The 18,801-nt window shown below is 45.9% G+C and carries 18 protein-coding genes; 17 read left to right on the top strand and 1 reads right to left on the bottom strand.

Annotation, left to right across the window (positions count from 1 at the left end; translation table 11 throughout):
* Positions 1-165 precede the first annotated feature (165 nt).
* From H8Z76_RS11975 to H8Z76_RS11945, 7 genes are all read left to right on the top strand, one after another.
* A complete protein-coding gene (locus H8Z76_RS11975; protein WP_243240546.1) occupies positions 166-1,911 on the top strand; it encodes a glycosyl hydrolase family 18 protein in 1,746 nt (581 codons plus the stop codon).
* A 190-nt stretch (positions 1,912-2,101) separates the two neighbouring features.
* Complete coding sequence (locus H8Z76_RS11970; RefSeq protein ID WP_186982594.1) at positions 2,102-2,605, top strand: HD domain-containing protein; 504 nt, start codon at positions 2,102-2,104, stop codon at positions 2,603-2,605.
* A gap of 59 nt (positions 2,606-2,664) precedes the next feature.
* Positions 2,665-3,414: an N-acetylmuramoyl-L-alanine amidase gene (locus H8Z76_RS11965; protein ID WP_186982593.1), complete on the top strand. Its 750-nt coding sequence runs from the start codon at positions 2,665-2,667 to the stop codon at positions 3,412-3,414.
* A gap of 215 nt (positions 3,415-3,629) precedes the next feature.
* Complete coding sequence (locus tag H8Z76_RS11960; protein ID WP_186982592.1) at positions 3,630-4,952, top strand: sensor histidine kinase; 1,323 nt, start codon at positions 3,630-3,632, stop codon at positions 4,950-4,952.
* Positions 4,949-5,674: a LytR/AlgR family response regulator transcription factor gene (locus H8Z76_RS13920; RefSeq protein ID WP_186982591.1), complete on the top strand. Its 726-nt coding sequence runs from the start codon at positions 4,949-4,951 to the stop codon at positions 5,672-5,674. Before H8Z76_RS11960 ends, H8Z76_RS13920 begins: the two co-directional genes overlap by 4 nt.
* A 160-nt stretch (positions 5,675-5,834) precedes the next feature.
* The gene (locus H8Z76_RS11950) at positions 5,835-6,125 is read left to right on the top strand and encodes an accessory gene regulator B family protein (RefSeq protein ID WP_186982590.1); all 291 of its coding nucleotides are present in this window, start codon (positions 5,835-5,837) and stop codon (positions 6,123-6,125) included.
* 96 nt (positions 6,126-6,221) lie between these two features.
* Positions 6,222-6,635, top strand: coding sequence for a hypothetical protein (locus H8Z76_RS11945; RefSeq protein WP_186982589.1), 414 nt, complete (start codon positions 6,222-6,224; stop codon positions 6,633-6,635).
* A gap of 71 nt (positions 6,636-6,706) precedes the next feature.
* On the opposite strand, the gene H8Z76_RS11940 is transcribed toward H8Z76_RS11945, so the two are convergent.
* A complete protein-coding gene (locus H8Z76_RS11940; RefSeq protein ID WP_147619150.1) occupies positions 6,707-7,744 on the bottom strand; it encodes an aldose epimerase family protein in 1,038 nt (345 codons plus the stop codon).
* A gap of 175 nt (positions 7,745-7,919) precedes the next feature.
* Here H8Z76_RS11940 and H8Z76_RS11935 point away from each other — a divergent pair, with 175 nt between their 5' ends.
* From H8Z76_RS11935 to H8Z76_RS11890, 10 genes are all read left to right on the top strand, one after another.
* Entirely contained in the window at positions 7,920-8,969 is a 1,050-nt protein-coding gene (locus H8Z76_RS11935) for an L-threonylcarbamoyladenylate synthase (RefSeq protein WP_186982588.1), read from the top strand.
* A gap of 12 nt (positions 8,970-8,981) precedes the next feature.
* Entirely contained in the window at positions 8,982-9,446 is a 465-nt protein-coding gene (locus H8Z76_RS11930; protein WP_186982587.1) for an arsenate reductase/protein-tyrosine-phosphatase family protein, read from the top strand.
* A 2-nt stretch (positions 9,447-9,448) separates the two neighbouring features.
* The gene (upp, locus tag H8Z76_RS11925) at positions 9,449-10,078 is read left to right on the top strand and encodes a uracil phosphoribosyltransferase (RefSeq protein ID WP_022514340.1); all 630 of its coding nucleotides are present in this window, start codon (positions 9,449-9,451) and stop codon (positions 10,076-10,078) included.
* Positions 10,079-10,096: 18 nt separating this feature from the next.
* The gene (locus tag H8Z76_RS11920; RefSeq protein ID WP_186982586.1) at positions 10,097-10,582 is read left to right on the top strand and encodes a deoxycytidylate deaminase; all 486 of its coding nucleotides are present in this window, start codon (positions 10,097-10,099) and stop codon (positions 10,580-10,582) included.
* A gap of 252 nt (positions 10,583-10,834) precedes the next feature.
* On the top strand, positions 10,835-12,772 hold the full coding sequence (locus H8Z76_RS11915; protein ID WP_186982585.1) for a glycosyl hydrolase 53 family protein: 1,938 nt from the start codon (positions 10,835-10,837) through the stop codon (positions 12,770-12,772).
* Between the two features lie 238 nt (positions 12,773-13,010).
* Entirely contained in the window at positions 13,011-14,318 is a 1,308-nt protein-coding gene (locus H8Z76_RS11910) for an extracellular solute-binding protein (protein ID WP_022514896.1), read from the top strand.
* Between the two features lie 101 nt (positions 14,319-14,419).
* Positions 14,420-15,838: a carbohydrate ABC transporter permease gene (locus H8Z76_RS11905; RefSeq protein ID WP_022514895.1), complete on the top strand. Its 1,419-nt coding sequence runs from the start codon at positions 14,420-14,422 to the stop codon at positions 15,836-15,838.
* Positions 15,838-16,683, top strand: a complete 846-nt coding sequence (locus H8Z76_RS11900; protein ID WP_186982584.1) for a sugar ABC transporter permease — start codon at positions 15,838-15,840, stop codon at positions 16,681-16,683. The genes H8Z76_RS11905 and H8Z76_RS11900 overlap by 1 nt, the downstream gene beginning before the upstream one ends.
* Before the next feature lie 28 nt (positions 16,684-16,711).
* Positions 16,712-18,562, top strand: coding sequence for a hypothetical protein (locus H8Z76_RS11895; protein ID WP_186982583.1), 1,851 nt, complete (start codon positions 16,712-16,714; stop codon positions 18,560-18,562).
* Positions 18,535-18,753, top strand: coding sequence for a hypothetical protein (locus tag H8Z76_RS11890; RefSeq protein WP_022514892.1), 219 nt, complete (start codon positions 18,535-18,537; stop codon positions 18,751-18,753). The genes H8Z76_RS11895 and H8Z76_RS11890 overlap by 28 nt, the downstream gene beginning before the upstream one ends.
* Positions 18,754-18,801: the final 48 nt, after the last annotated feature.

Below are 18,801 nucleotides of genomic sequence, written 5' to 3'. Positions count from 1 at the left end.
CGTCTGCCAAAAGAGCCGGCGCAGGTGTTTCGTTTTATTACCAAATATAAAGGAATTCTTAAATTTTCCATTTGTACGAAATTGGAAACAGGAAAATCTTTGCTTCTTATTTGGGGTATGCTATAATAGGAACGTTTAGAAGGAATACGCAAGGAGGAAGGATATTTGAAGAATAAGAAAATTGCTCCGGTGCTTGCTGTGGTTCTGCTGATCGCAGTGATCGTACTGTTTATGGTGTGCAGCAGCATCTTAAAAAAATATATGCCGACCAAAGAGGTCGAAGATCTGAATGACTATTACGCGCTTACCAGCGAGGAACAGATGGCGGTGATAAAGGATAACACAGTGCTTGAAGCGAAGGGCATCTGTGTGGACGGAAAGGCGTATCTGGATTACAACACGGTTCATGACGCGTTAAATGAGCGCTTTTACTGGGACGCGAATGAAAATGTACTGCTTTATACGACACCGACAGATCTGGTGACCGTGAATGCAGGAGAAAACCGGTATTTTGTGACAAAGGCGGAGAACGCGACGGACTATACGATCACACGCATGGATGGAGATACGCTCTATGTGGCGATCGACTTTGTGCAGCAGTATACCAACATGGCATATACTTATTTTGAATCCCCGAACCGGGTGGTCATCACAACAGCTGCCGGTGACAAAGAAGTGACAGCGGCAAAAAAGGACACGGAGATTCGGGAAAAGGGTGGGATCAAAAGCCCGATCTTAAAACAGGTCAAAAAAGGTGAGAACCTTGCGGTGATCGAAACGGGAGATACCTGGAGCAAGGTCGCTTCGGAGGATGGCGTTGTCGGATATGTAAAGACAAAATTTGTCGGAGATACCGAGACGGTAACAGCGGCTTCCGTAACCAATGGATATACCGAGGAATTTACACATATCAAAAAGGATGCGGCGATCAACATGGGCTGGCATCAGGTGACCAATATGGATGCGAACGGAAAAATTGCAAGTGTGCTTTCCGCGACCAAGGGAATGAACGTTATCTCCCCGACCTGGTTTTATCTGAATGACAGCAACGGAGATGTGGCATCGCTGGCAAGCCTTGATTATGTAAACTACTGCCACCAGAATGGAGTGGAAGTATGGGGACTGATCAGTAATCTGGAAAATCCGGATGCCAGCTCCACAGAGGTGCTGACACATACTTCCAAGCGTCAGAATCTGGTCAACCAGATCATTGCGCTGGCGATCCAGTATGACCTTGACGGCGTGAATGTGGATTTCGAGGCGTTGGAAGGCGCGGTAGGAGACGGATATATTCAGTTTATCCGCGAACTTTCTTTGAAATGCGCGAATAACGGACTGGTTCTTTCGGTGGACAACTATGTACCGACCGCGAGCAGCAGTTTTTATAACCGCGCGGAACAGGCAAGATTTGCGGATTATGTCGTGATCATGGGATATGATGAACATTACGCGGGCTCTGATGCAGGATCGGTTGCGTCGATCGGTTTCGTGAAAAACGGTGTTTCCGATACGATCGCCGAGGGAGTTCCGGCGGAGCAGATCGTGCTCGGCATGCCGTTTTATACCAGAGTGTGGGCGCTCACACCGAAGGATACGGCGGGAGACAGCGTGGAGGCTGCTTCGGATGATTATGTTTCCTACGATACCACCAGCCAGGCGCTCGGTATGGATGATGTGCAAAAACTTCTCACGACGAACGGAGCGGTTGCAAGCTGGTCGGATGCGGATGGTCAGAATTACGCGGAGTATGTAAATGCAGGTGTTACCTATAAAGTATGGATCGAGGATGCGTCCTCACTGGAATTAAAACTTCAGGTCATGAAGGAGAACGGACTTGCCGGAGCATCCTTCTGGAAGCTTGGTCTGGAAAATCCGGGCGTATGGGATACGATTATTAAATATGTAAACTAAAGAAATGGCAGGGACGCCTGAGGGGTGTCTCTGTCGTTTTTTAAATCATAGGAAATTCCTTCCTATGATTCAAAAACGCTCCGCGGGGATGCGCAGCTCGCGGAGATGAAGTTTATGTTGAACATACCGCTCGCGCGCGAAAGTGTGCGGTAAGCGCACACTTTATTTTAAGGGAAGGATGAATAGATAAATGAATATGCAGGAAAAGCTGATGATGGAGATGATCCGGTATTACAGAGGCGATGCAAAGAGGATACAGCATTTTACAAAGGTATACAGCTATGCGTCTCTGATCGGAAAGATGGAAGGCCTTGGCGGGCGGGAGCAGTATGTGCTTGAGCTTGCGGCGCTGGTGCATGATATCGGGATCAAGATCTCTGAAGAGAAGTATGGATACAACAACGGAAAATTGCAGGAGCAGGAAGGACCGGCAGAGGCGAAAAAGCTGCTGGAACGCCTGGGTGTCGACCCGGAGGATATTGCGCGTATCTGCTATCTGGTCGGACATCACCATACCTATACCGGAATAGACGGCGCGGATTACCAGATCCTCGTGGAAGCGGATTTTTTAGTCAATCTCTATGAGGATGGAGCCGGGAAGGAGGCGGCAAAAAGCGCAGGAGAGCGCGTATTTCGTACAGCGTCAGGAAAAGAGATCCTGCATGAGATGTATGATCTTACACCGGAAAAGTAAATCTCATAAAATATCCATCATATGAATAGTTTAGATTAAGTAAACATTCTGGATTTTTTATGAAAAAGAAGATTGAACTTGTTATGGCAGTTATCCTGCTTACATCCGCTTTTTTTCTCGCAAGAAAAGGAAGCGTTCTGGTCAATAACGGCAAGGCGGAGGAAAAAGAGATCTGCATCGCGATCGATGCCGGACATGGCGGAGATGATCCGGGAAAGATCGGGATCAATGACGCAAAAGAAAAAGATATCAATCTTTCGATCGCGTTGAAGTTAAAGAAACTGCTGGAAAAAGAGGACATAAAGATCGTATTGACCAGAAAAGACAAAAATGGTCTGTATTCCGCAGGGACATCCAATAAAAAAGTGGAGGACATGCGAAAACGCTGCGATATCATTACAGATGCGATGCCGGTGTTTACGGTGAGTGTCCATCAGAACAGTTATACGGAGGAGTATGTAAAAGGAGCGCAGGTCTTTTATTTCGGACAGTCTGCGGAGGGAAAAGAACTGGCAGAAACGCTGCAGGAGAGCCTGCGTGTAAATCTCGATCCGGATAATGACCGGATGGCAAAGGCGAACGAGAGCTATTATCTGCTCAAAAAGACACCAACGCCGACGGTGATCGTGGAGTGCGGCTTCCTAAGTAATACAGAGGAGGCAAATCTTTTAATTACCGAGGAGTATCAGGATAAAGTGGCAGAAGCGATAAAAGACGGGATCCTTACCTACTTAAATGGAGGGGAAGAAGGCACGGAAGCGGTGAGCGGTACGGAGGAGACAGGAAGCACAGAGACTGTGAAAAGATAGAAAAGACGGAAAAAGGAAACAGAGCGGGATGCACGAAGCGCATCCCGCTCTGTTTATAGAAAATTCCTGTTATGCTGCAGTGCGAAATATGTCGAAAAGGACTGGGAGAAATAGTGAAAGACAGGGGTTGTCTTGCAAATAACCTTGATTTCGCTATAATCAAAATAGAGAGTATTGGGTTGAAGATTTTTAATTTGAAGATTTGGGGGAGAAAAATGGAAAATTATATTCTCTTACTGTTGACCAGTGCGATAGATGCATATATTTGGCTTTTAGTTTCAAAGATATTTTTAAGAGAAAAGTATCATTTCAAAGTCTATTTGGGCGGGTGGTTATTGTTTGCGTTTTTCTTATTTTTAAAAAGTATTGCTGCAAAAAATATGAAAAACGAAACTTTCAAATTATTACTTTGGGTGGCTGGAGGAATGGTCATGGCGTTTTTGACGGTTCAGCTGTTTGAAGGAACAATTCTGCATAAGATATTGAGTATTGCAGTTTATTTAATTGGAACTGGAATTTCTGATTTACTCATTATTTTAGGTCTCATGGCTTTATTTCCCGGAATTTCTATAGGGGATTTTACAAATGTTACGTATCACGGTGTAGTGTACAGTTTTATAGGAAAAGTTACGGTATTGTTTTTGCTTTTTTTAATCAAAAATAAATTGCATCCGAATTTGGAACTGACCAGACAATATGGGAGCATTCTGATTAGTATGGTAGCGTTTGACGTTATTATGATTGCATTGCTTTACGTTACCTTTATGAGTAAAAAGATCGAATTTACAGAGAAAATGGGGATTAGTTTTTGTGTGCTGAATCTTGTCCTGATTACAGGTTTTAGTGCCTGTGTGCTGAGACAGATGAAAATATCTTCCAAACTGTTGCTGGAGGATCGTTTGAAGATGCAGAACATGGAAATGCGTCTGGAACAGAATGCGGATATGGGAATGATTGTAAAGAGTGTGCGCAGCCTTCGGCATGACATGAACAATCATTTGAATGTCATACAGGGATTGGTTAATGCAAAGCGGTACGAAAGATTAAAGGAGTATGTAGCGGAGCTTTCCGGTTCTATGGAATATATCAATGAATACATTATTACGGAAAATGATGTTCTTTCCATGGTTCTCAACAATAAAAATGCAATTGCCCATGAAAAAAAGGTGGATTTTACGGCAAATGTTTGGGACAGTAAAATTGGGCTGGGGGATATGGAAATATGTTCCCTGTTTGGAAATATTCTGGATAATGCAGTTCGGGCAGCGGAAGAATGCGAGGAAGGATATGTGGAGCTGACAATCCAGAAAGTAGAACAGGGACATAAGATTACTTGTATCAATAACTATAAAACTGATCCGGTAGAAAAAAATGGCAGACTGGTGACAACAAAAGGGGATGCAGAGAGCCATGGTATAGGGATTTGCAGTGTTTCCGATATTGTGAGGAATGCGGGAGGCATATTAAATTATGGAACGGAAAATGAGGAGTTTCATGTGGAGATTTATCTGCCGAAAAGGGAAGGGGGAAGTATGTGATTCATATTGGGCTTTGTGATGATGATAAAGCATCACTTAAAATTATTAGTACATATCTTCAAAAATTTATGAATGAGTTTGAAAAAGAAGTCCGGATTACACTTTTTACAAACGGAGAAGAAATAATCAGATATTTGGATGAAGAGAAACGTTTGGATATTGCATTTTTGGATATTGATATGGCTGGAAAAAATGGAATACAGACAGCGTATGAGTTAAAGAAGCGTAACAGGCAGCTTATCATTGCATTTTTGACCGGGCATGCCGAGTATGCATTAGAAGCCTTTGAGGTGGAAGCGGCAGGATATCTTGTAAAACCGGTAAATGAAAGAAAATTGAAAAGGCTGCTGGTGAAGTCTTTAAAAGAGGCAGCGGCAGAGCAGAGCCGTATGAAGCTATCCTCGCTTACGGTCACAGACGAGAATATCAAGAAGAAAATTCAGCAGAATAAGATTCTTTACATTGAAAAAAATCGAAATCAGAGTTTGATTTATACTACAGAACATATTTATTGCGTTTATGAGTCGATGAAAAGTCTGGCGGAGAAGGTGGACGAGTTCTTGTGGCAGATTAATCAGGGACTAATCGTAAATTGCAGCTATATCATAAAGATAGAGAAGGGGAAAGTCTGGTTGAAAAATGGATTGGATTACACCATTGGGAGGAGATATCTGAAAGAAGTGAAAGGAAAATATTTTGATATGACGAAAACACAGGACTAGATAATGACGGAAATAAGAGCAGATGTACCGAAAGGGCATCTGCTTTTTTGATACAAGCTAAGTTCTTTATGCATATTTATCGAATAATTGGTAGAATTTCACAGATTCATAGGCAAGAAAAGAGGTTAGTCCTAAAATTAGAAATAAAGGAGGGGAACACATGGAACTTCTTTTGAGTAATTTTTTTAACTTTTTTGTGGTGCTGCTCATAGGTGTGCTTACTCATAAGCTGTTTTCGTTTTTGTGTTATATGGTAGTCTATGGAACCATCAGAAAAACATCGGACGGTTATCATGCAAAAAGTCATGCTGGTTGTATCGGGATATATATGGTGATGCTGTCAGCGACAGTATTTCTGTTGCCGAAGCTGTATCGTTGGGAAGTCATTGCTGTAGCCATGGGAGTAACGGGTTGCCTTGGAAAAATAGAGGGCTGGAGAAGGGAAAGATAAGTGGGAGTGGGACACATAAAGAACTGTTGGAATCACATCCGTTGTATGAGGAAATGATAAAGCAGCAGTTTGTTGAAAAAGAAGGAGGAGCCTAGTATGAAAAAGAAAATAACAGGATTTATAATATTTATGATATGTGCAGTGTGTATGGGATGCAGCCAGAAAATGGCAAAAGCAGAGCGTGAGACAGGAAGTATTTTCGATATGCAAAAAAGTCAGGAGGTAGTGATCTGCGATGCAGAGGGAAACCAGCTTGCAGACATTACGGATGCCAGGCAGATTGATGATTTTACAGATAAATTGAATATCGATGAATGGAAGATCAGTGAGGTCGGCGAGGATGCGGTTCTTTTGTATCAGATCCGGATGTATTATGACAAAGCGCAGGATAAAAAAGCAGAGTTGAAGCTTTATGAGAACCAGTATGCGGAATTTTCGATGGGAAAACAGAGCTTTGATTTTAAAATACCGCAGGAGGTGCAGGAGGCAGTTGAAAACCTGCAGCAGTAAGTCTTTTTTAAAAAGCCCGGGATTACGAAAAAGTAATCCCAGGCTTCTTTTTTCCAGTGTTTTCTATTTGATTACATCACGGAAAAGTGATACATTGTCTGTGACTTAAATGTCTCTCCGGCTTTTAAAACAACCGAAGGGAAATGGTCGATGTTGATGCCGTTCGGGAAATGCTGCGTCTCTAAACATACGCTGGAGAAAGGCGCGTAGTCAATGCCACCCTTGCCCTTCTGATGCAGGGTATAGCAGGCGCTGTAAAGCTGAAGTCCCGGCTGATCGGTAAAACAGGTCATGCGGATCCCGCTTTCTTTGGACTGCAAAACAGCTGCTTCGCGCAGACCGGTTCCGTTCAGTACAAAGTTGTGGTCGTAAGTTCCACCGATCTTTAACTGTTCGTTTTCGGCTTCGATATCTTTTCCAATCTCTTTTAATTCGCGGAAATCAAAAGGTGTTCCATCGACCGGGATATAGTTTCCGGTAGGAACCTGATCCTTATTGAGCTCGGTAATGCTGTCCGCGTCAATGCGCAGTTCGTGATTGAGTACCGTTCCGCTGCCATGACCGTTTAAATTGAAATATGCATGGTTGGTCAGGTTTAAGATCGTATCGGCATCCGTGGTTGCTTCGTAGGAAATAGACAGCTCGTTGTCTTCCGACCAGCCATAGGTGATCGTAAGATTCAAAGTTCCGGGATAGCCTTCTTCGCCGGCTGGTGAAGTTCTGGTAAAAATCAGTTTGTTATCGGAAAATCTGCCGTCCCAGACACGCTGACCATAACCGGTCGGACCGCCATGTAAATGATTCGGACCATTGTTGATGGCGAGCTGGTAGTCCTTTCCGTTTAAGGAAAAACGACCGTTCGCAATGCGGTTGGCAAAACGACCAACGATAGCGCCAAGGCTTGCGTCGTCTTTCAGATAAGTATCAAGATCTTCAAGACCAAGTGCAACGTCTGTCAGATTTCCTTTTTTATCTGGTACACAAATGCTCATGATACGGCAGCCGTAATCCATGATCTCTACATATGCGCCGGAAGCATTTTCCAGACGGAAAAGAGATACGGTCTGGTTTTCCGGAGTAGTACCAAATGCAGTTTTTGTTGTTTTCATGTTTTATCCTCCAAACTGGATATGTCAAAAAGACATAACACCACTAACGTGCCTATTATGACACAATTACAAAAACATAGCAAGTAGGTTGTCTTATTTTTAGAAAGTGTTATAATAGAAAATAATTTGTTTGTCTTTATTTAAGGCAAAATGATCGGAAGAACGAGGCAGATACATGAAGACAGAAATTGTGAAAATCGATAGTGAGCATATCGAGGAGGATCGGATCAGACGGGCGGGCGACATTATAAAAGAAGGCGGGCTTGTCGCATTTCCGACGGAGACGGTATATGGACTCGGGGGAGATGCACTGGACGCGGACTCTTCGCGCAAGATCTATGCGGCAAAGGGGCGTCCGTCGGACAATCCACTGATCGTGCATATCGCCGATTTCGCGGAGCTGGAGAAGATTGTCACGGAAGTGCCGAAGGAAGCGGTGCAGCTTGCGGATGCGTTCTGGCCGGGGCCGCTTACGATGATCTTAAATAAAAACGAAAAAGTTCCGTATGAGACGACGGGAGGCATGGACACGGTTGCGATCCGTATGCCTTCACATCCGGTAGCGCTTGCGTTTATCCGGGCGGGCGGCGGCTATATCGCGGGACCAAGCGCGAATACATCCGGAAAGCCAAGTCCGACCCTCGCGGAGCATGTGGCACTGGATCTCGATGGAAAGATACCAATGATCCTAGACGGCGGCGAAGTAGGGATCGGGATCGAGTCTACGATCGTGGATCTCACGGAGGATGTGCCGATGATCCTGCGTCCCGGTTATATTACGCCGGAGATGATCGAAAAGGTGATCGGCGAGGTGAAAGTAGACCCGGGCATCATTGCGTCGGATTCTGCAAAGAAACCGAAAGCACCGGGAATGAAATACAAACATTATGCACCAAAGGCCGACCTTGTACTGGTAGATGGGGAATCCGGCGCGGTGGTTGAAAAGATCAACACGCTTGCGCAGGAAATGGAAGCGCAGGGAAAAAAGGTCGGCATCATCGCAACAGATGAGACGGAAAAATATTATAAAACAGGGGAAATTTTAAGTATTGGAGCGCGGGATGACGAAGATGCGATCGCGAGACATCTGTACCGGATCCTTCGGGAGTTTGATGACATGGATGTCGAACAGATCTATTCGGAGAGTTTTGAGACACCGAGGATCGGGCAGGCGATCATGAACCGGCTGCTAAAGGCGGCGGGACATCAGGTCATCCATGTGTAAAAGGAGGTTTTTATGAAGATATACCGACGCATTATATTTGTGGCGGAAGCGGGAACCTGTCGGGCACCAATGGCGGCAGCGCTCTTAAAAGAATATACCTTAAAGCATCCGGTGGAGGTCTTGGCGCGCGGACTGGTCGTTTTATTCCAGGAGCCGCTCAACCAGAAAGCGGAAGCGGTTATGATAAGCAACGGAGTCTCCACGGAGGGTTATGTATCCACGCAGCTTTGTGATGAGGACGTGGATGAAGATACGCTGGTGCTTACGATGGAGCGTTCGCAGTGCCAGAAAGTACTTGATATCTGTGCGAACGCAAAAGAGGAAAATGTCTGTGTACTGACAGAACTTGTCGGGGAGGAACTTGAGATCATGAATCCGTATGGCGGGACATTGCAGTCTTACGGACTTTGTTTTGAAACATTGCGCCAGACAATCAAAAAGCTGGTAAAATTATTAAATGAGAACGAAGGAGAATAAAAATGGCAAAGACAATGATCATGGATCATCCGATGATCCAGCATAAAATCGGAGTGATCCGCAGAAAAGAAACCGGAACAAAGGATTTCAGAATCCTGGTAAGTGAGATCGCAATGCTGATGTGCTATGAGGCGACCAGAGATTTAGAACTCTCCGAAATCGAGATCGACACACCGATCTGCAAGGCAAAAGTAAAAGAGTTAAAAGGAAAGAAACTCGCGGTAGTACCGATCTTACGCGCAGGTCTTGGCATGGTAGACGGAATGCTCACCATGATCCCGGCTGCAAAAGTAGGTCATATCGGACTTTACCGTGATCCTGAAACATTAAAACCGGTGGAATATTACTGCAAACTGCCGGAGGACTGCGCGAGCCGTGAGGTATTTGTCGTAGATCCGATGCTTGCGACCGGAGGATCTTCGATCGCGGCGATCCAGATGTTAAAAGACAAGGGCGTAAAAAATATCCGCTTTATGTGCATCATCGCAGCGCCGGAAGGATTAAAGGCAATGCAGGAGGCACATCCGGACGTGGACATCTATGTCGGAGCGCTTGATGAAAAGTTAAATGAGCACGGATATATCGTTCCGGGACTCGGAGATGCCGGAGATCGTATTTTCGGTACAAAATAAAGGATCGGAGGGACTGCCATGAGTGATAAGAGAAGTGGTTATATCAGCTGGGACGAATACTTTATGGGGGTTGCCGTTCTTTCCGGAATGCGTTCCAAGGATCCGCACACACAGGTGGGCGCCTGTATCGTAAGTGAGGACAACAAGATCCTGTCCATGGGCTACAACGGGTTTCCAAAGGGCTGCTCCGATGACGAATTCCCGTGGGCGCGGGAGGGAGAACCCTACGATAACAAATATTTTTATACGACGCACAGCGAGTTGAACGCTATTTTAAATTACCGCGGAGGAAGTTTGGAGGGTGCGAAGCTCTATGTCACCCTGTTCCCGTGCAATGAGTGTGCCAAAGCGATCATTCAGGCGGGAATACGGACGATCGTTTATGATGACGACAAATATGAGATGACGCCGTCAGTGATGGCATCCAAGCGTATGCTTGACGCTGCGGGCGTGCGCTATTACCGGTACAAACGAACCGGACGCGAGATACAGATAACGTTATAAAATGCATACCATATAAGAAACAAAAAGCCGGCTGTCTGGAATGATTTTTCAGGCAGCCGGCTTTGCTGTTGTAAAAATACACAAAAATTATAAAGTATTGTCATGAATCATGCACATTGACAGCAAAAGTGGAATCTCTTACACTGGAAAAGCGAACAACCGCTTGCGCAAAAAACAGAAAGAAGCAGAAAACGGGTGTAGCGGCAATAGATGCGCGAGGGCGGAGCATAAGGGAAGGAGATTACAGAAAACATGAAAAGAAACAGCAAAAGACTTGTGGCAGTACTGTTGAGTGCCGGTTTATGTGCCGGTGCCCTGTCCGGATGCGGGGCAGAAAGCGCCGCGACAGCGGAGGCGGGTACGGAGGCACAGCCGGAAACAGAGCACGAAGTGACCCAGACCACGGAAGAACCGGCGGAGGCAGAAGCGGAAGAAGAATGGAGTGACGTTTTTGTGGAACCGGTTGCGGGCATATCCGATGATTTTATCCGTGGAATGGACGCGTCGGCAGTGCTTTCAGTCGAAAAAAGCGGTGCAAAGTACTACGGTTACGACGGAAAAGAGCAGGATGTGTTTGAGACACTGGCGGAATCCGGCGTGAATTACATCCGTCTGCGTGTCTGGAACGATCCGTATGATGAGAACGGAAATGGATACGGCGGCGGAGACAATGATGTCGCAACTGCGATCGAACTCGGAAAACGCGCCACACAGTATGGGATGAAAGTCAACATTGATTTCCATTATTCGGATTTCTGGGCAGATCCCAAACGGCAGCACGCGCCGAAAGCCTGGGAAGGCATGTCTGCGGATGAGAAAGCGGATGCGCTTTATGATTTTACCAAGGAGAGCCTGACACAGATCCTGGACGCGGGAGTCGATGTCGGAATGGTACAGGTGGGAAATGAGATCAACAACGGAATGTCCGGCGAGACGGATGTCCCGGCAGTGATGGAACTGCTGAGCGCAGGCAGCAGGGCGGTGCGCGAGATCGCCGATTCCTACGGAAAAGATATCCAGATCGTATTGCATTACACCAACATCGAGGACAATGAGGAAGTGGATACGATGGCGGCGAACTTAAAAGAATACGGAGTGGACTACGATATTTTCGGACTTTCCTATTATCCGTTCTGGGACGGCACAAATGAAAATATGCAGAATGTAGCGAAAAACATCATGGACCGTTACGGAAAGAAGGTTGTGATCGCGGAAACATCCTACTGCTATACCGAAAAGGACGGGGACGGATTTGGAAACAGCTTTGACGGGATCGAAGACGCGGTAGACGGATACGCACCGACCGTGCAGAGCCAGGCAACCATGATCCGTGATATCTGCGCGGCGGCAAATGAAGTTGGCGTGCTCGGCGTATTTTACTGGGAGGGAACCTGGATCCCGGTCGGAAGCGCAGATCAGGATAATTCCGCACTCTGGGAAAAATACGGAAGCGGCTGGGCAAGCAGTTATTCGGCAGAATATGATCCGGACGACGCCGGGTTATATTATGGCGGCTGCTCCTGGGATAATCAGGCAATGTTTGACTTTACCGGACATCCGCTCCCGTCTTTAAACGTATTTCGGTATTTAAAGGACGGGCATACCGTGCCGCTCGCAGTGGATTTCATCCCGCAGACGACAGTTTCCCGTGATGTGGGCGAGGCGCTGACGCTTCCGGAAACGGTGGAAGTGGTATACAATGACCGCTCGGCCAATACGCAGGTGCCGGTTTCGTGGGACGCGTCACAGGTCGCGGCGATCGATACCAAAAAGGCAGGCACCTATACGGTGGACGGAATGCTTTCGGTTGGTACGGCGGTTACTGCAGATGTTGATGTAGAGATGGTAAATTATGTGAAGAATCCGGGATTTGAAGAGGTGGACCGCTCCATGTGGGAAATTTTCTACGCAGGGGAAAACGATCCGACCGACTATCAGGAAAAAGCGGATGACGCGCATGACGGAGATATGGAGAGTACCTCGGATCTGGAACTGTACGCGGTGATAAACGGGGAAGAGATCGGGTCGGATGCTTTCATGCTGACCACCTGGACGGACTGGAAACAGCCGAAGGTGGATAATATCCGGATCGGGGACGGAGATACCCTTACGATCGGGGTGCGCATGAAATGCAATGCGAACAGCTGGGGAACGATCGATGATTTTACATTAAACCGGATATCGGATTAAAAGCGTGAAAAAGCCGGTATTACAAGGGTTTATCGGTTGCACAAGCAACCGGATAAAAAGCAGATCACTAAAAAAATAACGATAAACAATGGCAAATTGCACAAAAACAACAAAAACATATTATAAATCATGTACATTGACACAAAAAAGATGAGGTATTATACTTTGACCATAGAACAACCGATTGCGCAAGAGCGGAACGGGTTGAACGAAAAAGAAATACAGGGAGGATTTTTCTATGAAGAAAAAAGTATTAAGTGCATTACTTACAGCAAGCATGGTAATTTCTTTAACTGCATGCGGAAGCAGCAATGCGACAGAAACAACAACAGACAACAGCAGCAACGATACTGCGGCAGCAACAGAGACAGCAGCAAGCGATACCAAGGCATCTGATGATGCGATCGCAAACCTGATCGCTGCAACAGACGGAACCGTAGACATCCAGCTCTGGTGCTCAGAACTGGAAGCTTATCAGACAGTTATGAAAGAACTGACAGACAAATTCCAGGAGCAGTACTCAGATGTAGATTTTAATATCACGATCGGAGCAGTATCCGAGGCAGACGCAAAGGATAAGATCCTGGAAGATATCGATGCGGCAGCAGACGTATTCGTATTCGCGGACGATCAGGTCAATGATCTGGTAAACGCAGGCGCGCTTCAGGAAGTTGCAGCTACCTATACCTATGATCCGAAAGAGACGAACTCAGCGGCAACAGTTGCGGCAGCTACCAAAGATGGAAAGCTTTACGCTTACCCGCTTACCGCTTCCAATGGATATTTCCTTTATTATGATTCAAACATCTTCTCAGATGAAGATGTAGCTTCCTGGGAAGCACTTACTGCAAAAGCAGAACAAGCAGGCACGAAAGTAGGTATGAATGTAGCAGATGGCTGGTATCTGTACGGATTCTTCACTGGAGCAGGATGCAAACTTTCCATGAACGATGACAACTCCAATAACTGTGACTGGAACTCCGCGACGGGTCTTGCGGTAGCACAGAGCATTGAAAACATTACATCTTCACCGGCATTTGTGAGCGTATCAGATCAGGATGCGATCACCATGTTAAATGATGGTACACTTGGCGCATATGTTTCCGGTACATGGAATACAGGTTCCTTTGAAGAAAAATACGGCGATGGTTATGCGGCATGCAAACTGCCTACCTTCGATGTAAACGGAACCGCTACTCAGATGAGATCTTACGCAGGTTACAAATTTGTTGGTGTAAACTCACACGCAAAGAATGCTGGATGGTCGATGCTTCTTGCTGAGTACCTTACCAATGAAGAAAGCCAGCTTACGATCGGAAATGCAACAGCAGAAGGTCCGGCTAACACAAAGGCAGCTGAGCAGATCTCTTCTCCGGCACTTGCGGCACTTTCCGCACAGTCTGAATTCGCAGATCAGCAGGTAGTAGGACAGAACTACTGGGATCCGGCAAAAGCGCTTGGACAGAACCTGGTTGACGGCGCAACAGACCTTCAGGGTGTATTAGATGACGCAGTAGCAGGTATCACACAGCCGGTAGCTGAATAATGACATCATAAAAATATAGTAAGACGAACATTGCTTCCATATGCCTGCCCTGTGCGGGCGGGCATGTGGATTCTCAATTCACGCGCATAGGGAGTGAATCTATGAAGACCTTTTTAAATTCAGTCAAAAAATACTTTGCTGATTTCGGAAAAGCCGTGGCAAAGGGCGATATCTGGTGCAAGCTTTCCCTGTTGGTGCTGGGTGCCGGATACTGGGGACGGAAACAGATCGTAAAGGGAATTCTAATGACCGCCATCGAGGTGATCGTGATCCTGTTTACCGGACTTTTTTCTATCAATTATATTAAAGATCTGAATACGCTTGGTACGGTACAGTATGAAGCCACATTTGATCCGCTGACCATGAAAAACACAGTTAATGATTACGACAACTCACTGCTCATCCTTTTGTATGGCATCGTGGGTCTTCTGGTAATCGTGGCGTTCATATTTTTATACATAAGCAACATGAAAGCGGTATATCGCCTCCAGCTTATGAAGGAAGAAGGAGAACACATCAATACTTTTGGGGAAGATGTGAAATCCCTGTTCAACGGAAAATTTTACATTACCTTACTTACACTGCCGAGTATCGGCGTTATCATGATGAATATCATACCGATCCTGTTCATGTCATGTGTGGCATTTACAAACTATGATATCAATCATATGCCTCCAAACTACCTGTTTACCTGGGTAGGACTTCAGAACTTTAAGGATATGTTAAGCGGCGGCACGACCATCACATTTTCATACGCGTTCATCCGGATCCTGGCATGGACACTGATCTGGGCGGTGCTCGCGACATTTACGACATTCATCGGCGGTATTTTACTCGCAAAGCTCATCAACCATGAGCATACCTACTTCAAGAAGATGTGGAGATCACTCTTTGTAGTAACGATCGCGATTCCGCAGTTCGTAACCTTACTTCTGGTAAGTAAAATGTTCAGCGATCACGGTATCGTGAACACCCTCTGCTCCAACATCGGACTGACCGGCTGGCTCAACGACATCGGACTTGTTTCCGGAAGTTATATTCCGTTTCTGTCAAAGCCGGGCTGGGCACATGTGATGATCATTTTGATCAACATCTGGGTCGGCGTTCCGTATCAGATGTTATCGGCAACCGGAATCCTTATGAATATTCCGACGGACCAGCTGGAAAGCGCCCGCATCGACGGCGCAAACAAATGGCAGATCTTCTGGAAGATCACAATGCCGTATATCCTGTTTATCTGTGGACCGTCACTGGTACAGGGCGTGATCGCAAACATCAACAACTTTAACGTTATTTACCTGCTCACCAGTACAACTGCCACGGCAAATATGGCGTTTGCGAATTCCAACGCCAAGGAGACAGACCTTCTTATTACCTGGCTGTTCACATTGACAAACGATAACTCAAACTACAAGATGGCGTCCGTAATCGGTATTATTTCCTTCGCTATCTGTGCCCTTCTTACACTGCTTAGTTACACCAGAATGATCAGTGGCGACAAAGAGGAGGTATATCAATAATGAGAAAAAAAACTTGGAAAATAATTGTAAGACACCTGGTACTTGCTTTCCTCGCATTTATCTGGCTGATCCCGATCGTGTGGCTGGTTGTTACTTCACTCTCCACAACAAAGGGCGTAAGCTACCAGCACTTTTTCCCGTCACACTGGACACTTGGAAATTATAACCAGCTGTTCTTTGAAACAGATACCGCGGCGAACTTCCCGGCATGGTTTAAAAATACGTTTATCATAGCATTTTTTACCTGTATTGTTTCATCCGCATTTGTACTGATGGTTTCCTACGCATTCAGCTGTATGAGATTTAAAGCGAGAAAACCGCTCATGAGCTTTTCGATCATCCTTGGAATGTTCCCTGGCGTACTTTCCATGATCGCGGTTTACTTCGTATTAAAAATGCTCGGACTTACCGATTCACTTGCAGGACTGGTCATTGTCTATTCGGCAGGTTCCGGACTCGGATTTCTGGTATTGAAGGGATTCTTCGATACGATCCCGGTTTCCCTGCGTGAGGCGGCGCGCTTAGAAGGAGCATCCGAGGCAACGATTTTTACAAAGATCATCATTCCGCTTTCCAAACCGATGATCGTGTATACCATCATCAATGCGTTCTTAAACCCGTGGATGGATTTCGTTATGGCACGTATCATGATCAAATCCAAAGATTCCGCGGACTGGACTGTAGCGATCGGACTTTACAACCTGCTTCAGAAGACCCTGATCGGCGACTACTTCTCGATTTTCTGTGCCGGCGGTGTAATGATCGCAATACCGATCTCGATCCTCTTTGTAGTAATGCAGAAGTTCTATGTAGAGGGCGTTACAGGTGGAGCAGTAAAAGGTTAATCACATTTATAATAAGGAGAAAAGAAAAATGGATAAATTCGTATTAAATCTTATTCATCGTCCGGAAATGGTTCCAGAATATTCTGCGACTGTGACAGGACAGGGAAAAGAAGAAGATATCGGAGATAAGGCACTGCTTACAGAATCTCTTGATATTTTCAAGACACAGCAGAGACTTGCGCATGAGAATGGCTTAAAGGTAACGATTCAGATGACCTACGCTTCTCTTTTCAATGATGAAGCGGTAGAGATCGCAAAACACGATCATGAAGTATACGGCGACGAGATCGCATTATCCTTACTTGGTCTGCCGTGCGAGGAATTCCGTGAAAAATACAAAACAAAAGATTTCTGTATCTGGATGTTTTCCATGGAAGACAAGAAAGCGATCGTAAATGACGTATTTGAAAAATTCCATGACAGATTTGGCTTCTATCCGGAATCCACAGGTTCCTACTATATGGATGCGGATCTGACCAATTACATCAAGGCAACTTATCCGACCGTAAAATGTGCGGTTGCAACCTGCTGGGAGGAAGGCCCGAAAGCATACCATACCTGCAACAACTCCTGGTACACCTTGTTTGATGGCGGCCCATGGGCACCGTGGATCCCGTCCAAACAGAACACACACGCACCGGCAGCAAACAAAGAGGAAGACAGTGGTATCGTAGCGATCCCGCATCTTTCCCGCGACCTGATCGCATGCTACGACGGAAACGGCTCCAACTTCGGAACACATCCGCAGAACGTACTCCGTGGTATGATCTATGATACCAAGACATGGGAATATCCATATCTGTACAACCTGATCGACCAGTATCGTTCTCTGGAGAAATACAACAACGGATATTCCTACAACATGATGTTCGTCGGACCGGGCTGGATGAACAAGATGGGACGCTGGGAGCAGCCGTATGAACTTCTCTACAAATCCTACAGCGATGGATGCGCTTACTATGGCAAGCTGAAAAAAGAAGGTCAGCTGATCGATATGACCATGTCTGAGTTCGCAGACTACTATCGTGAGAAGAAGGGCGTGAACCAGAACAATTACAATGAGCCGGAATGCGCACTGTGGAGAGATATCTTATATGGATCTGACAAACAGTTATTCTGGTACTGCGATCCGTACATGAGAGCATGTGTCAATATGGATCAGGGCGGCGCGATCGTGGATCTTCGTCCTTACGCAGCAAAACTGGAGTGGCCGGTTGGTATCGGAACCAAGCATGTGCAGGATGCGTCCTACCCATTCCTGATCCAGGAAAAATACCGCGCAGGTTATTTCACACACTACGCAGGAGAAGGAACCGTAAGAAGCGCGAAGCTTTCTTACAAAGGAGAGGAAGTAGATCTTTGCCTCTGCCCGACACACGCACACTTCTCACAGGAAGGCAAGACCAGAATCCTTACACTGGATCCGGTTACGATCGAGTTCCGTGATCTGACTGTGAAATTACAGACCAAAGAATACTTCGAGGAAGGATCTTCCAATATCAAGATCGAGAGAACGATCCTTGAGATGAGCGATCCGAACGCAGAAGTAACCTTAAACGAATACATGGTTGCATGCTACGGCACAACGGAATATTCCGAAGATATGTCCCATATCACATTAAAGATTGACGGACCGGAAGAAAAGACCATCAATTACGAATACAAATGCCGTGAAGAAGGCGTAAAGGGTGCCACAGAGGTTTCCGCAGTCATTCCTGAAATTGAGACACAGGTATCCATGACAGCATCTGACGCGGAAGCGGAAGGTTATGTAAAAGAAGGATATGCATTCTCCCCGATGTTCACATTGGGTTACAGAAAAACAATCTCAGATAAGGAGGTATTTGCGACATGGCTCAACTTGGCAAAGGCAAATTAAATTATAGATGCCCATCCTGTTTTTTAAGAGATCTGGACATTGATATGTTTTATAACAAGGATACCGGTATTTACAGCTGCATCCGCTGCCAGTACAGAGGAACGGAAGAGGACGTATTAGAGAAAAACGAAATGATCCGTTTCCGCTACAAAGCGATGCACGAGAGAATTACAAAGTTTGATTTTGACTGAAAACAGAAGCTGCCGTACAAATGTGCGGCAGCTGTTTTCGAATAGGAA

The sequence above is a fragment of the Roseburia yibonii genome (assembly GCF_014297335.1).
Classification (GTDB): domain Bacteria; phylum Bacillota; class Clostridia; order Lachnospirales; family Lachnospiraceae; genus Roseburia_D; species Roseburia_D yibonii.
This window is presented reverse-complemented; position numbering and strand designations above follow the sequence as displayed.